Annotated in this window: 19 protein-coding genes; 8 read left to right on the top strand and 11 right to left on the bottom strand. The window is 40.1% G+C overall.

Annotated elements, in window-relative coordinates; genetic code table 11:
* Positions 1–13: 13 nt before the first annotated feature.
* The gene (locus tag AC27JL_RS02250) at positions 14–646 is read right to left on the bottom strand and encodes a hypothetical protein (RefSeq protein WP_006791954.1); all 633 of its coding nucleotides are present in this window, start codon (positions 644–646) and stop codon (positions 14–16) included.
* A 74-nt stretch (positions 647–720) separates the two neighbouring features.
* The gene (locus tag AC27JL_RS02245; protein WP_006791953.1) at positions 721–1,200 is read right to left on the bottom strand and encodes a DUF2947 domain-containing protein; all 480 of its coding nucleotides are present in this window, start codon (positions 1,198–1,200) and stop codon (positions 721–723) included.
* 60 nt (positions 1,201–1,260) lie between these two features.
* On the opposite strand from AC27JL_RS02245, the gene AC27JL_RS02240 reads away from it, so the two are divergent.
* Genes AC27JL_RS02240 through AC27JL_RS02230 form a run of 3 tightly spaced genes read left to right on the top strand, consistent with a single transcriptional unit; the run spans position 1,261 to position 3,575 of the window.
* Positions 1,261–1,485, top strand: a complete 225-nt coding sequence (locus tag AC27JL_RS02240; protein WP_006791952.1) for a DUF1653 domain-containing protein — start codon at positions 1,261–1,263, stop codon at positions 1,483–1,485.
* A 52-nt stretch (positions 1,486–1,537) separates the two neighbouring features.
* The gene (locus AC27JL_RS02235) at positions 1,538–2,386 is read left to right on the top strand and encodes an AAA family ATPase (RefSeq protein ID WP_006791951.1); all 849 of its coding nucleotides are present in this window, start codon (positions 1,538–1,540) and stop codon (positions 2,384–2,386) included.
* Between the two features lies 1 nt (position 2,387).
* The gene (locus AC27JL_RS02230) at positions 2,388–3,575 is read left to right on the top strand and encodes a vWA domain-containing protein (RefSeq protein ID WP_487194704.1); all 1,188 of its coding nucleotides are present in this window, start codon (positions 2,388–2,390) and stop codon (positions 3,573–3,575) included.
* Positions 3,576–3,667: 92 nt separating this feature from the next.
* On the opposite strand, the gene AC27JL_RS02225 is transcribed toward AC27JL_RS02230, so the two are convergent.
* The 9 genes from AC27JL_RS02225 to tkt form a co-directional block, all read right to left on the bottom strand.
* Positions 3,668–3,859 carry a DUF3185 family protein gene (locus AC27JL_RS02225; RefSeq protein WP_487194703.1) on the bottom strand — a complete coding sequence of 64 codons (192 nt, stop codon included), beginning with the start codon at positions 3,857–3,859 and terminating at the stop codon, positions 3,668–3,670.
* Positions 3,860–4,236: 377 nt separating this feature from the next.
* Positions 4,237–5,409, bottom strand: coding sequence for a YfaP family protein (locus AC27JL_RS02220; RefSeq protein WP_487194702.1), 1,173 nt, complete (start codon positions 5,407–5,409; stop codon positions 4,237–4,239).
* A gap of 4 nt (positions 5,410–5,413) precedes the next feature.
* Positions 5,414–6,433: an Ig-like domain-containing protein gene (locus tag AC27JL_RS02215; RefSeq protein ID WP_487194701.1), complete on the bottom strand. Its 1,020-nt coding sequence runs from the start codon at positions 6,431–6,433 to the stop codon at positions 5,414–5,416.
* A 178-nt stretch (positions 6,434–6,611) separates the two neighbouring features.
* On the bottom strand, positions 6,612–7,022 hold the full coding sequence (locus tag AC27JL_RS02210; RefSeq protein ID WP_487194700.1) for a GNAT family N-acetyltransferase: 411 nt from the start codon (positions 7,020–7,022) through the stop codon (positions 6,612–6,614).
* Between the two features lie 17 nt (positions 7,023–7,039).
* Entirely contained in the window at positions 7,040–7,495 is a 456-nt protein-coding gene (locus AC27JL_RS02205) for a GNAT family N-acetyltransferase (RefSeq protein ID WP_487194699.1), read from the bottom strand.
* Positions 7,496–7,566: 71 nt separating this feature from the next.
* Positions 7,567–8,802 (bottom strand): NRAMP family divalent metal transporter, encoded by a 1,236-nt coding sequence (locus AC27JL_RS02200; protein WP_487194698.1) that lies wholly within the window; start codon positions 8,800–8,802, stop codon positions 7,567–7,569.
* Between the two features lie 142 nt (positions 8,803–8,944).
* Entirely contained in the window at positions 8,945–9,301 is a 357-nt protein-coding gene (hpf, locus tag AC27JL_RS02195; protein WP_006791946.1) for a ribosome hibernation-promoting factor, HPF/YfiA family, read from the bottom strand.
* 180 nt (positions 9,302–9,481) lie between these two features.
* Entirely contained in the window at positions 9,482–9,796 is a 315-nt protein-coding gene (ppnP, locus tag AC27JL_RS02190) for a pyrimidine/purine nucleoside phosphorylase (RefSeq protein WP_010555829.1), read from the bottom strand.
* Positions 9,797–10,142: 346 nt separating this feature from the next.
* Positions 10,143–12,134 carry a transketolase gene (tkt, locus tag AC27JL_RS02185; RefSeq protein WP_203984545.1) on the bottom strand — a complete coding sequence of 664 codons (1,992 nt, stop codon included), beginning with the start codon at positions 12,132–12,134 and terminating at the stop codon, positions 10,143–10,145.
* A 305-nt stretch (positions 12,135–12,439) separates the two neighbouring features.
* Here tkt and metK point away from each other — a divergent pair, with 305 nt between their 5' ends.
* The 5 genes from metK (at position 12,440) to serA (ending at position 16,865) form a co-directional block, all read left to right on the top strand.
* Positions 12,440–13,591, top strand: a complete 1,152-nt coding sequence (gene metK / locus AC27JL_RS02180) for a methionine adenosyltransferase (RefSeq protein WP_006791943.1) — start codon at positions 12,440–12,442, stop codon at positions 13,589–13,591.
* 162 nt (positions 13,592–13,753) lie between these two features.
* Positions 13,754–14,302 carry a hypothetical protein gene (locus AC27JL_RS02175; RefSeq protein WP_487194697.1) on the top strand — a complete coding sequence of 183 codons (549 nt, stop codon included), beginning with the start codon at positions 13,754–13,756 and terminating at the stop codon, positions 14,300–14,302.
* A gap of 20 nt (positions 14,303–14,322) precedes the next feature.
* On the top strand, positions 14,323–14,919 hold the full coding sequence (locus AC27JL_RS02170; protein WP_487194696.1) for a 5-formyltetrahydrofolate cyclo-ligase: 597 nt from the start codon (positions 14,323–14,325) through the stop codon (positions 14,917–14,919).
* A 53-nt stretch (positions 14,920–14,972) separates the two neighbouring features.
* Positions 14,973–15,626, top strand: coding sequence for a ribose-5-phosphate isomerase RpiA (gene rpiA / locus AC27JL_RS02165; protein WP_058428471.1), 654 nt, complete (start codon positions 14,973–14,975; stop codon positions 15,624–15,626).
* A 9-nt stretch (positions 15,627–15,635) separates the two neighbouring features.
* Complete coding sequence (serA, locus tag AC27JL_RS02160; protein ID WP_006791939.1) at positions 15,636–16,865, top strand: phosphoglycerate dehydrogenase; 1,230 nt, start codon at positions 15,636–15,638, stop codon at positions 16,863–16,865.
* Positions 16,866–16,873 lie beyond the last annotated feature (8 nt).

The raw sequence follows: 16,873 nt of genomic DNA, 5'->3' as shown, positions 1-16,873 counted from the left end.
AGTTTTAACTTAACTAAGCTAATGGGCGTTTTATATTGCGCCAATTAATGTTCCCTGCCAGTAGCATTTCACGTAGTGATAATACACGTGGTGTGCAACGCTTTGAAAACTGCCACTGATGCCCACAGCACGCTGCAGCTAAACTCAACTTACTTGGCTTTAAAAGTTGTGCATATTGCTGCTCTAGGCCGTTGCCTAAAAAATCAAACCACCCTAGCTCGTTGCAATGCAACTTGTTTTCAGACACCTGATCAATACTGTCTATCCTAAGATGTAATTTGTCGTACTGGTTTACTATCACCGGAACAATTAGTCCCACTTTGGCATGCGCTTGAAAAAAAAGTTCATTGGCTTGTTTATTTACATCGGGCGGTGTTGCTTTTTGTTTTTCGAGCCACGAGCCATTTTGTGCATCAAGCGTAAATGGCGAATGCCCATTTACTACAAGCGATGCAGCTCGTTCAATGTAATAAGGCAAACTTTTTAACTGCCTACGCAGCTTATCGGCATTAGGTTCGGCGACTAACCGCTGAACTTCTCGCTGATAAAATGCATTGCACAACTGCGCATAAAGCGCCTTTTGCGCATCAGTTTGCCAAATTTCAACTTGCTGCTGTTCACCAAGTGACTGATTTTTCGCGACCAATTGCTTTACTCAAAAACATTCAGATAACTGTTTTATAACATAGTGCTGAATAGTTTTTAAGCACACATAATAAATTAAGCGCTTGGTTTTTCACCTAACTTAGCTTTACCCGACTCTAAAAATTGCACAACACTGTTGCGCTTTTTACCAACTAATAAACTGCCATCGGCTAAAAACATAAAGTTTTGCCAATTACGTTTAAATACGTCAAACGTTGTTTCAATAACATTATCGCGCGCCATACAAAAATATACCGTGGTATTTGCTTCCCACCCTAAAAACTCTAAAATTTCTTGAGGTGGTAAAGCATCGCCATTTTCCCAAGCTGCTTCCCAGTTAACTTCATCACTAAAGCTTTTATCTTGACCGCACCACATACTGTCATCAAAAAAGTCGGGGTGGTCAAACTCCCGGCTTACCATTGTGCTCCAAAGTACAGCAGCGCGCTCGTCGCTCATTGGTTTTATTTTAGCTGCGTCATCACTTGATACCGGAATGTCTTTATGGCGAAAAACCCACGCTTTTCTGTAATCATCTAACGAAATATAGTTCATAATATTGGCAAATTAGTTAGCATTAAAAGTGCAAACACAAATTATACAAGAGATTGAAGCATGACTACAGCACTAAAACTGGGTTTATATCAACACTACAAAGGCCCGCAGTACAAAGTTTTATACCAGGCAACACATAGCGAAACAGACGAACAATTGGTGATATACCAAGCCTTATATGGTGAGTTCGGTATTTGGGCACGACCACTTAGTATGTTTTTAGAAACCGTTGAAAAAGAGGGCAAAACTATACCTCGTTTTGCCTACCTTGGACCTGCAGATTAACTGTGGCATTATAACCCCATTCAATACTGCTCAGACCAGACAAGGGTACACCGTGCAATTTAATTCTACTGACAATTACATCGCAAGCAGCTCGCTAAAACAGGCTGTAAATGCTGCTATTATGCTTGAAAAACCATTACTTATTAAAGGTGAACCTGGTACAGGCAAAACAATGTTGGCCGAAGAGCTTGCGAAAAGTTTAAACACCGAGCTTATTCAGTGGCACATTAAATCGACCACCAAAGCACAGCAAGGTTTATACGAATACGATGCCGTATCGCGTTTGCGTGACAGCCAATTAGGCGATGAGCGCGTGCATGATATTGGCAACTACATTGTTAAAGGTAAGCTGTGGCAAGCATTTACCTATGCCGAGCTTAACGGCAAACGCCCTGTACTTTTAATTGATGAAATAGATAAAGCCGATATCGAGTTCCCAAACGATTTACTGCTTGAGCTTGATAAAATGGAGTTTCACGTTTACGAAACAGGTGAGCGCATTATCGCAAAAGAGCGCCCTATTGTGATCATCACTTCAAATAACGAAAAAGAGCTGCCTGATGCCTTTTTACGCCGCTGTTTTTTTCATTATATTGACTTTCCAAGCAGCGAAGAAATGCAGCAAATTGTTGATGTGCACTACCCTAACGTTAAACAAGATTTAGTACGCCAAGCATTAGAAGTATTTTTTAACTTACGTGAAGCAAACGGCCTTAAAAAGAAGCCCTCCACCAGCGAATTGCTAGATTGGTTAAAACTTTTAATGGCAGAGGATATAGACGCTAAAACATTGCACGACAAAAGCCAAAAAGGCGGCTTAATGCCGATGTTTGGCGCACTGCTTAAAAATGAGCAAGACATAAGCCTCATCGAAAAACTTGCGTTTATGAGCCGCCGTTAATATGTTGATTGCGTTTTTCTTCAAATTACGTGAATACCGTTTACCGGTAAGCCTGCGCGAACTACTCGATTTAATTAACGCCTTAAAAAAAGGCGTTATATTTGCCGACGTAGATGCCTTTTACCATTTGGCCCGCACCATAATGGTAAAAGACGAAACCCATTTTGATAGGTTTGATAAAGCCTTTAGCGACTACTTTAGCGGTATTGCCGACCTTGATTTACTCGAAAGTTTAAAGCAACAGCACAACTTACCTGAAGATTGGCTACGTAAAGAGTTTGAAAAAAACCTAAGCGATGAAGAAAAAGCCCAACTAAAAGCCATGGGTGGGCTCGACGAGCTTATGAAAACCCTGAAAGAGCGTTTAGAAGAGCAACAAAAACGCCACGCAGGCGGTAATAAATGGGTAGGCACCGGCGGTACATCTCCTTTTGGCGCGTATGGTTATAACCCTGAGGGCGTGCGTATAGGACAAGACGGCAACCGCAATCGCCAAGCGGTAAAAGTGTGGGACAAGCGCGAATACCGCAATTTAGACTCAGATCGCGAAATTGGCTCACGCACTATAAAACTCGCCCTTAAAAAGCTACGCAAATTTGCCCGCACCGGCGCAAGTGACACCCTGGATTTAAACGAGACCATTCGCGCAACCGCCAAGCAAGGCGGCATGCTAGATGTAAAAATGGCACCAGAGCGCCACAATGCGGTAAAAGTATTAATGCTGTTTGATATTGGCGGCTCAATGGATGACTACATTCATACCTGCGAAGAATTATTTAGCGCAGCCCACAGTGAATTTAAGCATTTAGAGTTTTACTACTTTCATAACTGTTTATACGAACACGTTTGGCAGGATAACCAACGCCGCCATTCAAACGTAATAGACACCATGACGCTGATTAATAAATTTACCAGCGACTACAAAGTCATATTTGTGGGTGATGCCACTATGGGCCCATACGAAATAGCCTACCCTGGCGGCTCAGTAGAACATTACAACGAAGAGCCCGGCAGTGCATGGTTATCACGCATAACTAACCATTTCGATAAAGTAGCGTGGCTCAACCCACAACCGGTTGAACACTGGCCGTATTATCAATCAATTGGCTTTATAAAAGAGCTAATGAACAATCGCATGTACGCGCTGAGCTTAGATGGGATAAGTAGAGCGATAAAAGATCTGAGTTAATACTGAGTATTAATAAAATGCATTCTTAAATTATAAAGATATATTCTCAATAAAATGGGGGGGATTTTGTTGAGAAATCTAATATGACTAATTTACTTTAACCGTGAAATACCGACTAGAACACAAATAGCGCCACCGACCATACCAGCCCACGCTTCCATTGGCGTATCGCCGCTTAATGTTCTGCTGATTTGCGACGCAGCTGCATCGTAAACATTGTAGCCCCACGTAGCTAATGCTGCGCCAACTACTACAAGTACTATTCCTAAAGTTTTATTATTCATTTTTTCTCCAAATATTACTACTATTTACCTGAATCAGTTAAGTAGCAACACCGCTATATAGTTAACGCACACCTTAGGTAGTTAACGTAACTTGAACAGATAATATAGAAAGTCATAACTATTTTTTAAGTGTAAAAATACAACCTTTGAAGTTATTATTTACATCCAATATATACAGATTGCTAACCAACAGTACCCTCTGAATAACTCTACATTTTAATCATCGCAAGTGTAGTCAGGTATAATAAACAGAGTTATAACAATAAATGTTAGTTTACGGTTTCAATTGCGCAGTCGAGGAGTTTATTGAAAATAAAGGGCTATATGAGTTAAATATTTAGAAGCGAGCCCCTTAATAAAAGAGGCTCGTAAATATATTACTTAGCGTAATACTTACCAGTTATCAGTTTATTATAAATGCTTTCATAATACTTAATTTTTGGCTCAATATTAGAGTTTGGAACTAAAGAGTTACTCGAATAAAAGTAATAAGGTTCAAATATATCTACCTTATTGACTTGCACATTCCCTACTTCACTTACAATTAAATCAAAAACATGCCACATTTCATCTGCACCTTCACTAGGTGGAGTAAACACATACCTACGGTCGTCAATTAATAACTCAACCTTAGTCGTATCAGAGTCAATTTCTGGAGTACCAGAATAATTATGTACTTTGTAAGAGTATGTTCCTGGTAAAGCAAACTCTGGTATAGAGATCACCTCAGGGCCATAACTAGTGACATCGTCAACGTCTAAAAACATAACTACGTCGTTTACTATTACTTGCTCATTTCCAAAATAAATATGGAACTGTTCGCCGTTCGTACTTGAAGGCCCCCATAAATGAGAATCCAAATCAGTTGGCATTAATCCCCAATTTAACTTTATCTTAGTAAATGCTTCATTTAAAACAACACACTCACTTAGAGTAATATCAGTATTAAAAGTATCAATAGAAAATGTACGACTTTGAATACCAGCCGAAGATGAAATAAGAACAGTACTATTCATCTTTGCAGGTATTGAAAAGTCGCCATTTTCATCAGTAACCGCTGATGACGAACCTATATAGTCCCTGCCTTCTGAATTAATTTGTACACCTTCAAGTCGATTTTGATCCTTGTCTTCAATACAACCATTTATAAAAATAGTTTCATATATCCGATCAGCATTCCATGTAGTAAAATGGGAAACCATTCCGGAATAGTAATTTCCTTGTGGTCCAGATACTAACTCAACCTGCCCCTCTTCTATCCAAAGGCCAGAGTTATTGTCAAAGTAATATAAAGGAACCGTTCCATCTAGCTCACCAACAGCTGGAATATTTATTTTGGCTTGCATATTTTCAGTCAAATTAAGTTCAACGCCATCAGCATCTTCAAAAGTAACCGTTATCGCTCCAAAAGACTCAATAGGTTTAATCTCTCCATTAACATCTTTAGTAATCATTTCACCGGGCATAAGGTTAATATCAATAGCAGGGTTTATAATTGTAAGCTCTGCATTGACGAGTCCTGTAGCTAAAGTCCCATCCGCTCGCTGCAAGCTGTTAGCTGTTAGCAGGTAACTCTACAAGTACAAAGTCCTCAACTGAAAGATTATTCTCGATAGTAGGATCAAACGATATCTCAGCCTGAACAGGTTGTAATAAGATATTATTAGACAAGTCTATTTGCTCTTCATTTAAGCCTATAGCCATCTCAGCAAAGCCAGAAGCGTCACTGATAATAGACATGCGTTCAGTAATGTATATATCTTGGATAGAAAATGTAACAATCCCATTTTCATCAGAGACCGAATCAGCTAGGATTTCATTACCATTCGTCAAAAAAGCATCTGCATTTGGAATTACATCTTCAGTGTAGTAATTTTTTATAACCGCTGAAATACCTTGAAAGAATTGCTCATCAAGTATGAATGAAGCTCTTACAGGTAATACTCCATCTTCTTGTCCATCTCTCACTTCAACTGTTAAGTTATACTCAGTTGTCTCTGAAGCTCTGGCTTGATAAGTAATTAGACCGTTTTGATCTATTTCCATTCCTTCAATTTCAGGGGAAACTGAAAACGAGAAGTCACCATTTTCTATATTATCGTCAGGATCAGTCAAAACTAATTGAAAACTAAAATCATCCCCACTTTTAACTGTTTGATTTGGTATGAGGGATAATACAGGGGTATCATTAACCGGAGTAACGACTACTTCAAATGATTGAATTACATTATCATTTTCCCCGTCATTAACGGCAACAACTACTTCACCTGAGCTTAATACTCCTTCGGTAGGAAGCCATTCAATTAAGCCTGTTTCAGATATAGACATACCCTCTGGGAATGAACTGAGTGTAAACGTCAAATCATCTCCATCATCTTGAACTTCAACTAAATAAGTATAAGTATTGTCTTCGATAGCAGAGGTTACCGCTTCAGATGTTATTTGAGGCGCATTATTTACAATAGCAACTTCATTATTAGTCGCTTTCTCATTTGAATCTGAAGAGCCACATGCGGTTAAAATAGTTACAAGAGGTAAAACAAGTAGGGATTTGAGTTTAAATTGATGTTCCATTATATTTCCTTATATTTATCAACGGCAAAGATATTAATCATAAAAAAACATTAAAACAACCTTTATTTAACAAGTAGATATGGAAAAATGAGATCTTTGTAAATAAGTTTAGCAACTTAAAAGCATTGAAAGAAAAGGTTAAAGGTGATTTCTCTATCTGCGAAATTTTTTATACTATTTAAAAAAACTTACACATTCCAAACCCTAAACTATCGCCATCACGTTTTACATAACCATAATGTGTATATAAGCTTTCTTTACCGTGAGCACTTAATAAACCTACTGTAGCGCCATTAGAACAAGTGTTGGTTAAGTAGTTTTCAATGTGGGTCATAACTAAATGACCAATGCCTTGTTTTTGATAGCTTGGCGCAACAATTATATCTTGAATATAAAAATACATTGCGCCATCACCAATCACTCTCCCAGTGCCTATTAACTTATCAGTGTCGTATACAGTGACCCAAAAAAGTGAGTTTTCGATGCTTGCTTTTAATGTTTTATAGTCAGGGTTTTGCCACTTTACTTGTTTACGTAAATTAGCGAATTCATCCAGTGCTGGAGCTTTAAGTTCAACTTTATAAGCCATAATATCCTCTACTCACTTTAAAGGAATTTACTCATAAACAAGCTATACGGGTCTGGCTCATAATTCCCAAACGGTTCACACTCTTTAAAACCAAATTGAGTGTAAAGCTTTTGTGCGGGTACAAATGCCTTAGCAGTGCCGGTTTCTAAGCTAAGTTTTTTATACCCTCGCAGTGTTGCTTGCTCAATAATATGCGTAAGTAGCTTAGCCGCTATGCCTTGGCGCAAATAGTTACTTGATGTACGCATTGATTTAATTTCGCCATGCGTGGCATTGAGCACTTTTAATGCGCCAACACCCGCTAAGTTATTATCAATCCATAAGCTATAAAAGGTTATGTCGGGCTGAGTGAGTTTAGTCACATCAAGTGCATGTACGCTCTCAATTGGGGAGTGTTTTAGCATATCGTTATGATGCGCTTGTAGTAGCTTTATAATGTGTGGGTTTGAAAGCGCGTCTGTTCTAATATCCATTTATACCCCATTTAACCCTTGAATTTAATGCTTTAGGGCTTTAATTAAAGCCCTAAAGTAAATAGCTATATTTAGACTGCTAGTTTCCACACTACAAACGCAACAGCAAAACCAACTAAGTACACTAAGCCTAACCACGTTAAGCTGCGCAATAATACGCTGTGTTTAATGGCAGGCTCTGAGCGCACTAGGCTAAAGTTAAGCCATGCAAAAACGGGGGTAGTGACAAAAGCAAGTGTCATGGCAAAAGTAAGCATTGGCCCCAGGGCCGATTTAAAAAATAAAATAACGGCCATACCGGCAACGGCTTGCAGTACTAACCAAATATTTAAACTGTGTTTAGATTGCTTAAAACCAAGTAATTTATGTGACTCGTTAAGTGTACGTGCGTAGCCGTCAAGCACGGTGAGCGTAGTGCCAAACATACACAAAAACGCAATGGCTGATACCAGCGGCCTTGCCCACTCACCAATAGTCAGTGCGTACATGTCTATGAGCTGTTTAGCAAAGGCAACCCCACCAAGTTCTATATTGCTGCTTTGCCCATATTGCACCAGCACACCTAAGCTAAAAAATACCAATGCTAAGCAGGCTGTTAGCCAATAGCCTACGTTAAAATCAAACAAGCCTTGGCTTTTAGTAACCGTTTGCTGAGTTTGTTTTTCTTTGAGCCATAGCGAGCTGAGGGCCGATATTTCTATTGGTGCCGGCATCCAGCCCATTAACGCGACCATAAAGCTGAGCATAGCAAGTTCGTAAGGTGACGGGCCAATGTAGTCAGCTGGCGCCATTGGGCCATTACTAAACGCAATAACCAGCGCAATAACAGTAGCCAGTGTTAATAACCCCATAATGCCTTTAGCAACGCTGTCGAGCGCCTTAAAGTGCCCTAACAATAATATGGTTAAGCAAACACCGAGCAATATCCAACATAGCAGGGTTACCTCTATCACTGCAGGCAGTGCGTAATGCAGTAAGCTGGCGGTAAGTAGTAATACCCCTGCGGTATTAACAACTGCTGCCAGTATGTTCAAGCCAATAAAACTATAAAAATACACCGGGCCTTTGTTTTTATAGCCTTCTACTAAACTGTTTTTAGTGGCTAAGGTGTATTCCATACCAAAGCGAAAAAACGGATATTTTAATACATTAACAGCCAGTATTAACCAAAATAGTTGCCAGCCAAATAGCGCGCCAGCCTGAGTAGATGCAACTAAGTGAGACCCACCAATTGCTGCGGTTGCCATTAAAATGCCAGGGCCTAGTGCGCCTATGTGAGATTTCCAAGAAGTGTGTGTTTGCTGCATTAATTTCTCAAATTATGTGTGTTATTCACTCTGGTTATTAATTTTCACAATTAATAACACCGAAGGCTGCATAACTTACCTAAATTAAAGGCAATAAAAAAGAGCCATAAGGCTCTTTTTTATAGTACTTTGGGACTAAATATTATTTTAGTTCCATCTCTTGGATGATTTCGTGCGCTATTTCTGGCGTTGTACTTACAGGCTTTTCGTGTAAATTTGCTTTTATTTGCCCTTTTCGATGTTTTAGTGCTGCATCGAGTTTTTTAGCTGCGCTTGCAATAGCTGGGTACATTACTTCGTTTTCCCCTTTTACTGATATTCGCGCACCTTCGTAATTAGTGCTAATTTCGGCTTGGATTTTATGATGCTCTTTAGACAAGATCATATCGAGAGAAATAAGTGATGGAAAGTGGCTCTCAATTTTAGAAAATTTTTCGTTGATGTGCTCTCTAATAGAGTCAGTAACTTCAACATGGTGACCAGAAAGATTAATTTTCATAGGGTATCCTTTTATTTGTTACCTCATAAATAGTATTGGGGGCTATTTAGATTAACACAAGGAAAAAAGAGAGATATTTGAGGTTTATTTGCGGTTTTTGGTGATTTAAATCATGTGTTGCGCAAAGTTTATGCAAAGCCCATAAACCATGGGCTTTCAGACGTCTAGCTGTGCTAGCTATTAATCTGTGTACGAGCAACAGTAGTCGGCAAAATCACTTACTTTTACTTTAAAGCTTACGTTAGCATCTACATTAAACGATTCGCCCGCAGAAAACGTTTTCCACTCGCTTGCCCCTGGTAATAAAATATCCCACTGGCCACCTAACAACTCCATGAGTTCTTTTTTACTGGTATCGAATACAAATTCACCCGGCTGCATAAAGCCTAATGTTTTGGTAGTTCCATCGCTAAATACAACCGTACGGCTTGACACTTTTCCGTCAAAATACACGTTGGCCTTTTTAACTACGCTTACATTTTCAAACTGAGACATTTTAGCTCCTGCTATTAATTTAAAGATCTTTATTTATAAATTTTATCGCACTACCTTGCCTGATAGCTTACTTTCTTGCAAGAAAAGCAGTAACGCTTAATACCAATTCGCAATAATACTTAATCATTTTTAGGGGCTAAAAGTGTCGCTATCTGCGTTAAAAAACCCTCATTTAGAACAACTAAATAACGAATTTTTTGCCTAGCTATCAACACGTTTATCTATCCTCAAAATAGATCATTTAATTAAGCGGATTGGTATAAGATGAAGTTGTTTCATATATGGGCATAAAAAAACCCGCACATTGGCGGGTTTTAAGTTACTTAACTTATTTAATCAAAAACGATTAAAAAAGTGCGTTTGCTTTACTTACAATGTTTTCAACCGTAAAGCCAAAGTGCTCAAACAACTCGTTAGCTGGTGCAGACTCACCAAAGGTGGTCATACCGACTACGGCACCATTTAGGCCTACATACTTGTACCAATAATCAGCAATACCTGCCTCTACCGCTACGCGACGAGAAACGCTTGCTGGTAATACGCTTTCTTTGTACTCAGGCGATTGATCTTCGAATGCATCAGTACATGGCATAGATACAACACGTACCTTTTTACCTTGGCTGCGTAATTCAGTAGCTGAATCTTGTGCTAATTGCACCTCAGAACCGGTTGCAATAATAATTAGCTCTGGGTTGCCGTCACAGCTAAGGATGTAACCACCCTTTTTGACGTCGCTTAGCTGTTGTGCGTCACGCGCCTGTTGCTCAAGACCTTGGCGTGTGAATATTAACGATGTAGGACCGTCTTTACGTTCAATAGCTTGTTGCCATGCAATTGCTGACTCAACTTGGTCACACGGGCGCCAGTTATAAAGGTTAGGCGTTAAACGCATGCTGGCAATTTGCTCTACTGGTTGGTGAGTTGGACCATCTTCACCTAAACCAATTGAATCGTGCGTGTATACAAAAATGCTTGGTTGCTTCATTAATGCAGCCATACGAACCGCATTGCGTGCGTATTCCATAAACATTAAGAACGTTGCACCGTAAGGAATAAAGCCTTTATGAAGTGCAATGCCGTTCATAATTGCCGACATACCAAACTCACGCACACCGTAGTAAACGTAGTTACCACTTGCATCGTCCGCTGTTAGGCCTTTAGAGCCTTCCCAAATTGTTAAGTTTGAACCTGCTAAATCGGCAGAGCCACCCATAAATTCTGGTAATAATGGACCAAATGCATTTAATGCATTTTGTGACGCTTTACGAGATGCTGGATTTGCCGGGTTTGCTTGTAACTGCTCAATATACGCTTGTGACTTTTCAGCCCAGTCGGCAGGTAAATCTGAATTTGTACGGCGTTTGTACTCAGCTGCAAGCTCTGGGAATGCTTTTGCATAGGCTGCAAACTTTTCGTCCCAGCTTGATTCAAGTTCTTGGCCTTTAGCTTTTCCATCCCACTGTGCGTAAATGTCTTCAGGGATTTCAAATGCATCGCCCGTCCAACCTAAAAACTCACGCGATGCTTTAATTTCGTCATCGCCAAGTGGTGCACCGTGACAGTCGTGGCTACCCGATTTATTAGGTGAACCGTAACCAATAATTGTTTTACAACAAATTAGTGTTGGTTTATCAGTCACGCTTTTTGCTTCGCTAATTGCAGCACTTACTGCATCGCTATCGTGGCCATCAACGTCACTAATTACGTGCCAGCCGTACGCTTTAAAACGTGCAGGTGTGTCATCGCTAAACCAACCTTCAACTTCACCATCAATAGAAATGCCGTTGTCATCCCAAAAAGCAACCAGCTTGCCTAGGCCTAATGTGCCGGCAAGCGAACAGGCTTCATGCGAAATGCCTTCCATTAAACAACCGTCGCCCATGAATGCATAGGTATGATGATCAACAATGTCGTGACCTTCACGGTTAAATTGTGCCGCAAGCGCTTTTTCAGCAATTGCCATGCCTACCGCATTTGTGATCCCTTGGCCTAGAGGGCCCGTAGTGGTCTCGATACCTGGCGCATAACCGTATTCTGGGTGGCCTGGTGTTTTAGAGTGCATTTGACGGAAGTTTTTAATTTCGTCCAACGGTAAATCATAACCACTTAAGTGCAATAAAGAATAGATAAGCATTGAACCGTGGCCGTTTGACAGTATAAATCGATCTCGGTCTGCCCACTCTGGATTTGATGGATTATGTTTTAGATAATCGCGCCATAATACTTCTGCGATATCAGCCATGCCCATAGGGGCTCCAGGGTGACCAGATTTGGCCTTTTGTACTGCGTCCATTGACAAGACGCGAATAGCATTTGCAAGTTCTTTGCGAGATGGCATGAATTCTCCTACCTTATATATGTATTTGCGCGGGTATTTATGTGTTCGTTTATGTACTCAAGTTACAAGAGCACTTTTATTGCGACCATTCTTACTTATTGTGGGGGCTGTGTGCAATTAAAAACCCTATAAAAATGAGGTATTATGAATATTTTTTAAGACCATAATGTCATAACTAATTTAATTTAGACGTCTAGGCGTAAAAACACTATGCAAGGTGTTTCGTTTTAGATAAAATACGCCCCTTAATTTTTTAGCGCTAATACCGACGTTTGTGAAGCGCAATATTTGTGAGCATAATTACAATGGCAAAACATTTATTTACTTCTGAATCTGTTTCTGAAGGTCATCCGGATAAAATCGCCGACCAAATCTCTGATGCGGTTCTTGATGCTATCCTAGAGCAAGACTCTCATGCCCGCGTTGCGTGCGAAACATACGTGAAAACAGGTATGGTTATGGTTGGTGGTGAAATCACTACTAGCGCATGGGTTGATATAGAAGAGATTACGCGTAAAACAGTACGTGAAATTGGCTACACTCACTCAGATATGGGCTTTGATGCTGACTCGTGTGCAATTTTAAACACCATTGGTAAACAGTCTCCAGACATTAACCAAGGTGTTGACCGTACTAGCCCAGAAGAACAAGGCGCTGGTGACCAAGGCTTAATGTTTGGTTACGCATGTAACGAAACTGAAGTGTTAATGCCTGCACCTATTACGTATTCTCACCGTTTAGTTCAACGTCAAGCACAAGTACGTAAAAGCGGCGAGCTTAACTGGTTACGTCCAGATGCAAAATCTCAAGTTACTTTTGCATACGAAAACGGTAAGCCAGTAGGTATTGATGCGGTTGTTTTGTCAACTCAGCACAGCGAAGACATCTCTCAAAACGATTTAGTAGAAGCTGTGATGGAAACCATCATCAAGCCAGTACTTCCTGCTGAACTAATCACAAGCGCAACTAAGTTTTTTATTAACCCAACAGGCCGATTTGTAATTGGTGGTCCAATGGGTGATTGTGGTTTAACAGGTCGTAAAATCATTGTTGATACATACGGCGGTATGGCACGTCACGGTGGTGGTGCTTTCTCTGGTAAAGATCCATCAAAAGTTGACCGCTCAGCTGCATACGCTGCACGTTACGTGGCTAAAAACGTAGTGGCTGCTGGCCTTGCTGATAAGTGTGAATTACAAGTATCTTACGCAATAGGTGTTGCTGAGCCAACCTCTATCAGTGTTGAAACCTTTGGTACTGGTAAATTAGAAGAAGCACGTTTAATCGAATTAATTCGTGAACATTTTGACCTACGCCCTTACGGCTTAATTCAAATGCTTGATTTAGAGCGCCCTATCTACCTTCCTACTGCAGCTTACGGCCACTTTGGCCGTGACGAATTCCCATGGGAACGCACAGATAAAGCTGACGCACTTCGCGCAGCAGCGGGTCTTTAAGACTAAAGCAAAAAAAGGCCCTTTTAAGGGCCTTTTTTATAGCTAGCAATTATGTAACGCAACGCTAATTCATAGTTTAAAAAATAACTATTAATTGGTCCTCGAACTTTTTTATACTTTAGGTATATACTCATTTAATTATAAAGCTTTAGGGATATTTAAATGACCGATAACTTTCGCGTTATGTTTGCTGGACTCGCTGATAACGTTGACTCAAAAACAGCGTGTACAACACTGGCGGCAAAACTAAAAATCTCAGAAGAAAAAGTAGCCTTATTTTTTAAAGGTAAGCCTTTATTTGCGCCTAGTGATAAAAACAAAGCATTAAAACAAGCTAAGCTACTTGTTGGAATGGGTATTAAAAGTAAACTCCAAGCTGTATCGAAAAATACTGAAAAAACCACTCAAACGGTAAGTGATAGCCAGCGAGATGAGCGTATTTTTGACGCATTAGACTACATAACTAGCAGTTTAATCAGGCTAGAAGAAAAACTCGAAGACCTAGAGCAGCGCTTACCTGAAAACCAAACAAAAAACCCTGAAGTAGATGAAGACGAATGGCAAGACGAAGAGCTATTACTGGACGAGGAGCTAATAACTCCGCCTAAAAAACGCAGTAATGCATTGCTTTATTCGTTAATAGCTACAGTTGTTACGTTGCTTATTATACTTGCGGTGTACTTGGCGTTTCCTGCTTTATTTGCTTTTTAATTAGTTGGTAAGTTTGAAAAATGAGCGATTTACGCGCCCAAATAAGAAAATCTATTCGCGAATTACGTAATAATTTGTCTAATGAACAGCAAAATTTAGCATCTCAATCTTTAAGTATGAATTTTATTCAATACTTAAAAACAAAAAAAACAGCTAAAAATCAACATATCGCCATTTATTTAAGTAACGACGGAGAGCTTGATACCTCCTTGTTAATTAAAGAATTATGGAACTTAAATCACGTTATTTACCTACCAGTAATACACCCATTTAATGGCGCCACTTTGCTGTTTCAACGCTATGAGAAAAACTCACCCATGAAGGCAAATCGCTATGGTATCTTTGAACCTAAGCTAAATTGCAGTCAAATATGCCCTTTACCCGAGCTGGACTACTTACTTATGCCATTAGTTGCATTTGATAATCAAGGTAATCGCTTAGGAATGGGAGGTGGGTTTTACGATAGAACACTGGCTCGTTTACACGATGAAAACTGGCAAAAACCACGACTTATAGGCCTTGCACATGAGTGCCAAAAAGTTGATGTATTGCCAATAGAGTCTTGGGACGTACCGCTTAAAACCATAATAACACCCAACAAAAATTACTGCTGGTGATGTGATTATTCGCATACTTGCAGCACACGTTTGACATACATGAGCACAAAATAATGACACAAGACGAATTAAAAAAAGCAGCAGCATGGGCTGCACTCGAGTTTGTAAAAGAAAACACGATAGTAGGTGTAGGCACAGGCTCAACCGTTAATCACTTTATTGATGCCCTTGGCACAGTTAAAGACACTTTGGTAGGTGCAGTATCAAGCTCTGAAGCTTCTACAGCGCGTTTAAAAGAGCTCGGTATTGAAGTATTTGAGCTAAACGATATCGATGCACTCGATGTTTACATCGACGGCGCGGATGAAATTAACGCTCAAAACGAAATGATTAAAGGCGGTGGTGCTGCACTTACCCGTGAAAAAATTGTGGCTGCAGTTGCTAAGCAGTTTGTGTGTATTGTTGATGACACCAAACTAGTGGACACATTGGGGGAATTTCCGCTTCCAGTTGAAGTTATTCCAATGGCGCGCAGCTACGTAGCACGTGAGTTATTAAAGTTAGGCGGCGACCCAGTCTACCGCCAAGGTGTGGTTACCGATAACGGTAACGTTATTTTAGACGTATATAATTTAAATATTACCAATGCTAAGCAACTTGAGACAGATATAAATCAAATTGTTGGCGTAGTTACCAATGGCCTATTTGCGATGCGTGGTGCTGATAAAGTAATTATCGGCACTAAAAATGGGCCTCAAATTAAATAGGATGAGGTTATGAGTAAGGTATCGTTAGCAAAAGACAAAATTAAAATTCTCTTGCTTGAAGGTGTGCACCAAAGCGCAGTTGAAACGCTAAAACGAAATGGTTACAGCAATATAGACTACGTTAAAACATCGCTACCTGAAGACGAGCTTAAAGAACGTATTAAAGACGCTCACTTTGTAGGTCTGCGTTCTCGTACTCATATTAACGAAGCTGTTTTAGATGCTGCAGAGAAGCTGATTGCCATTGGCTGTTTTTGTATTGGCACAAACCAGGTTGACTTAAGTAACGCTCGCCAGCGTGGTATTGCTGTATTTAATGCGCCATTTTCAAATACACGCTCTGTTGCAGAGCTAGTACTTGGTGAAATACTGCTTTTACTTCGCGGTATACCTGAGCGAAATGCTGCGGCTCACCGTGGTGAGTGGCTAAAAACAGCAACGGGTTCATTTGAAGCACGTGGTAAAACGTTGGGTATTATTGGCTACGGCCACATTGGTACTCAGCTAGGTATTATGGCTGAAAACATAGGTATGAACGTCGAGTTTTACGATATTGAAGATAAGCTAACACTGGGTAATGCAAAACAAGTGCATAACTTGACTCAGCTACTTCAGCGATCTGATGTAATTAGTTTGCATGTGCCAGAAACACCACAAACCAAAAACTTAATCGGTTCGGCAGAGCTTGCGGTAATGAAACAAGGCGCTATTTTAATTAACGCCTCTCGCGGCACCGTTGTTGATATTGACGCCCTTGCAGAATCACTTAGCGAGAAAAAGCTAAGTGGTGCAGCAATTGACGTGTTCCCTGTTGAACCTAAATCTAACGATGAAGAGTTTGTATCGCCACTACGCGACTTCGATAACGTTATTTTAACGCCGCATATTGGTGGTTCAACTCAAGAAGCTCAAGAAAATATTGGTATTGAAGTGGCAGGTAAATTGGCTAAATACTCAGATAACGGCTCTACAATTACCGCCGTTAACTTCCCTGAGGTATCACTGCCAGAACTTGCTAACCGTAGTCGCTTATTGCATGTTCACCACAACCGCCCTGGTGTATTAACGCAAATTAACCAAGCGTTTGCGCAGCACGGTATCAATATAGCGGCTCAGTACTTACAAACTGATGAAGCAATTGGTTATGTGGTTATTGACGTTGATACCGACCACTCTGAAGTAGCGCTTAAAGAGCTAAGTGCGGTTGAAGGAACAATTAGAGCGCGTATTCTTCACTAAACATTATC

The sequence above is a fragment of the Pseudoalteromonas sp. 4NS20-0020 genome (assembly GCF_057554385.1).
The sequence above is the reverse complement of the archived record's forward strand: the minus strand, read 5'-3'. Positions and strand labels throughout refer to the sequence as shown.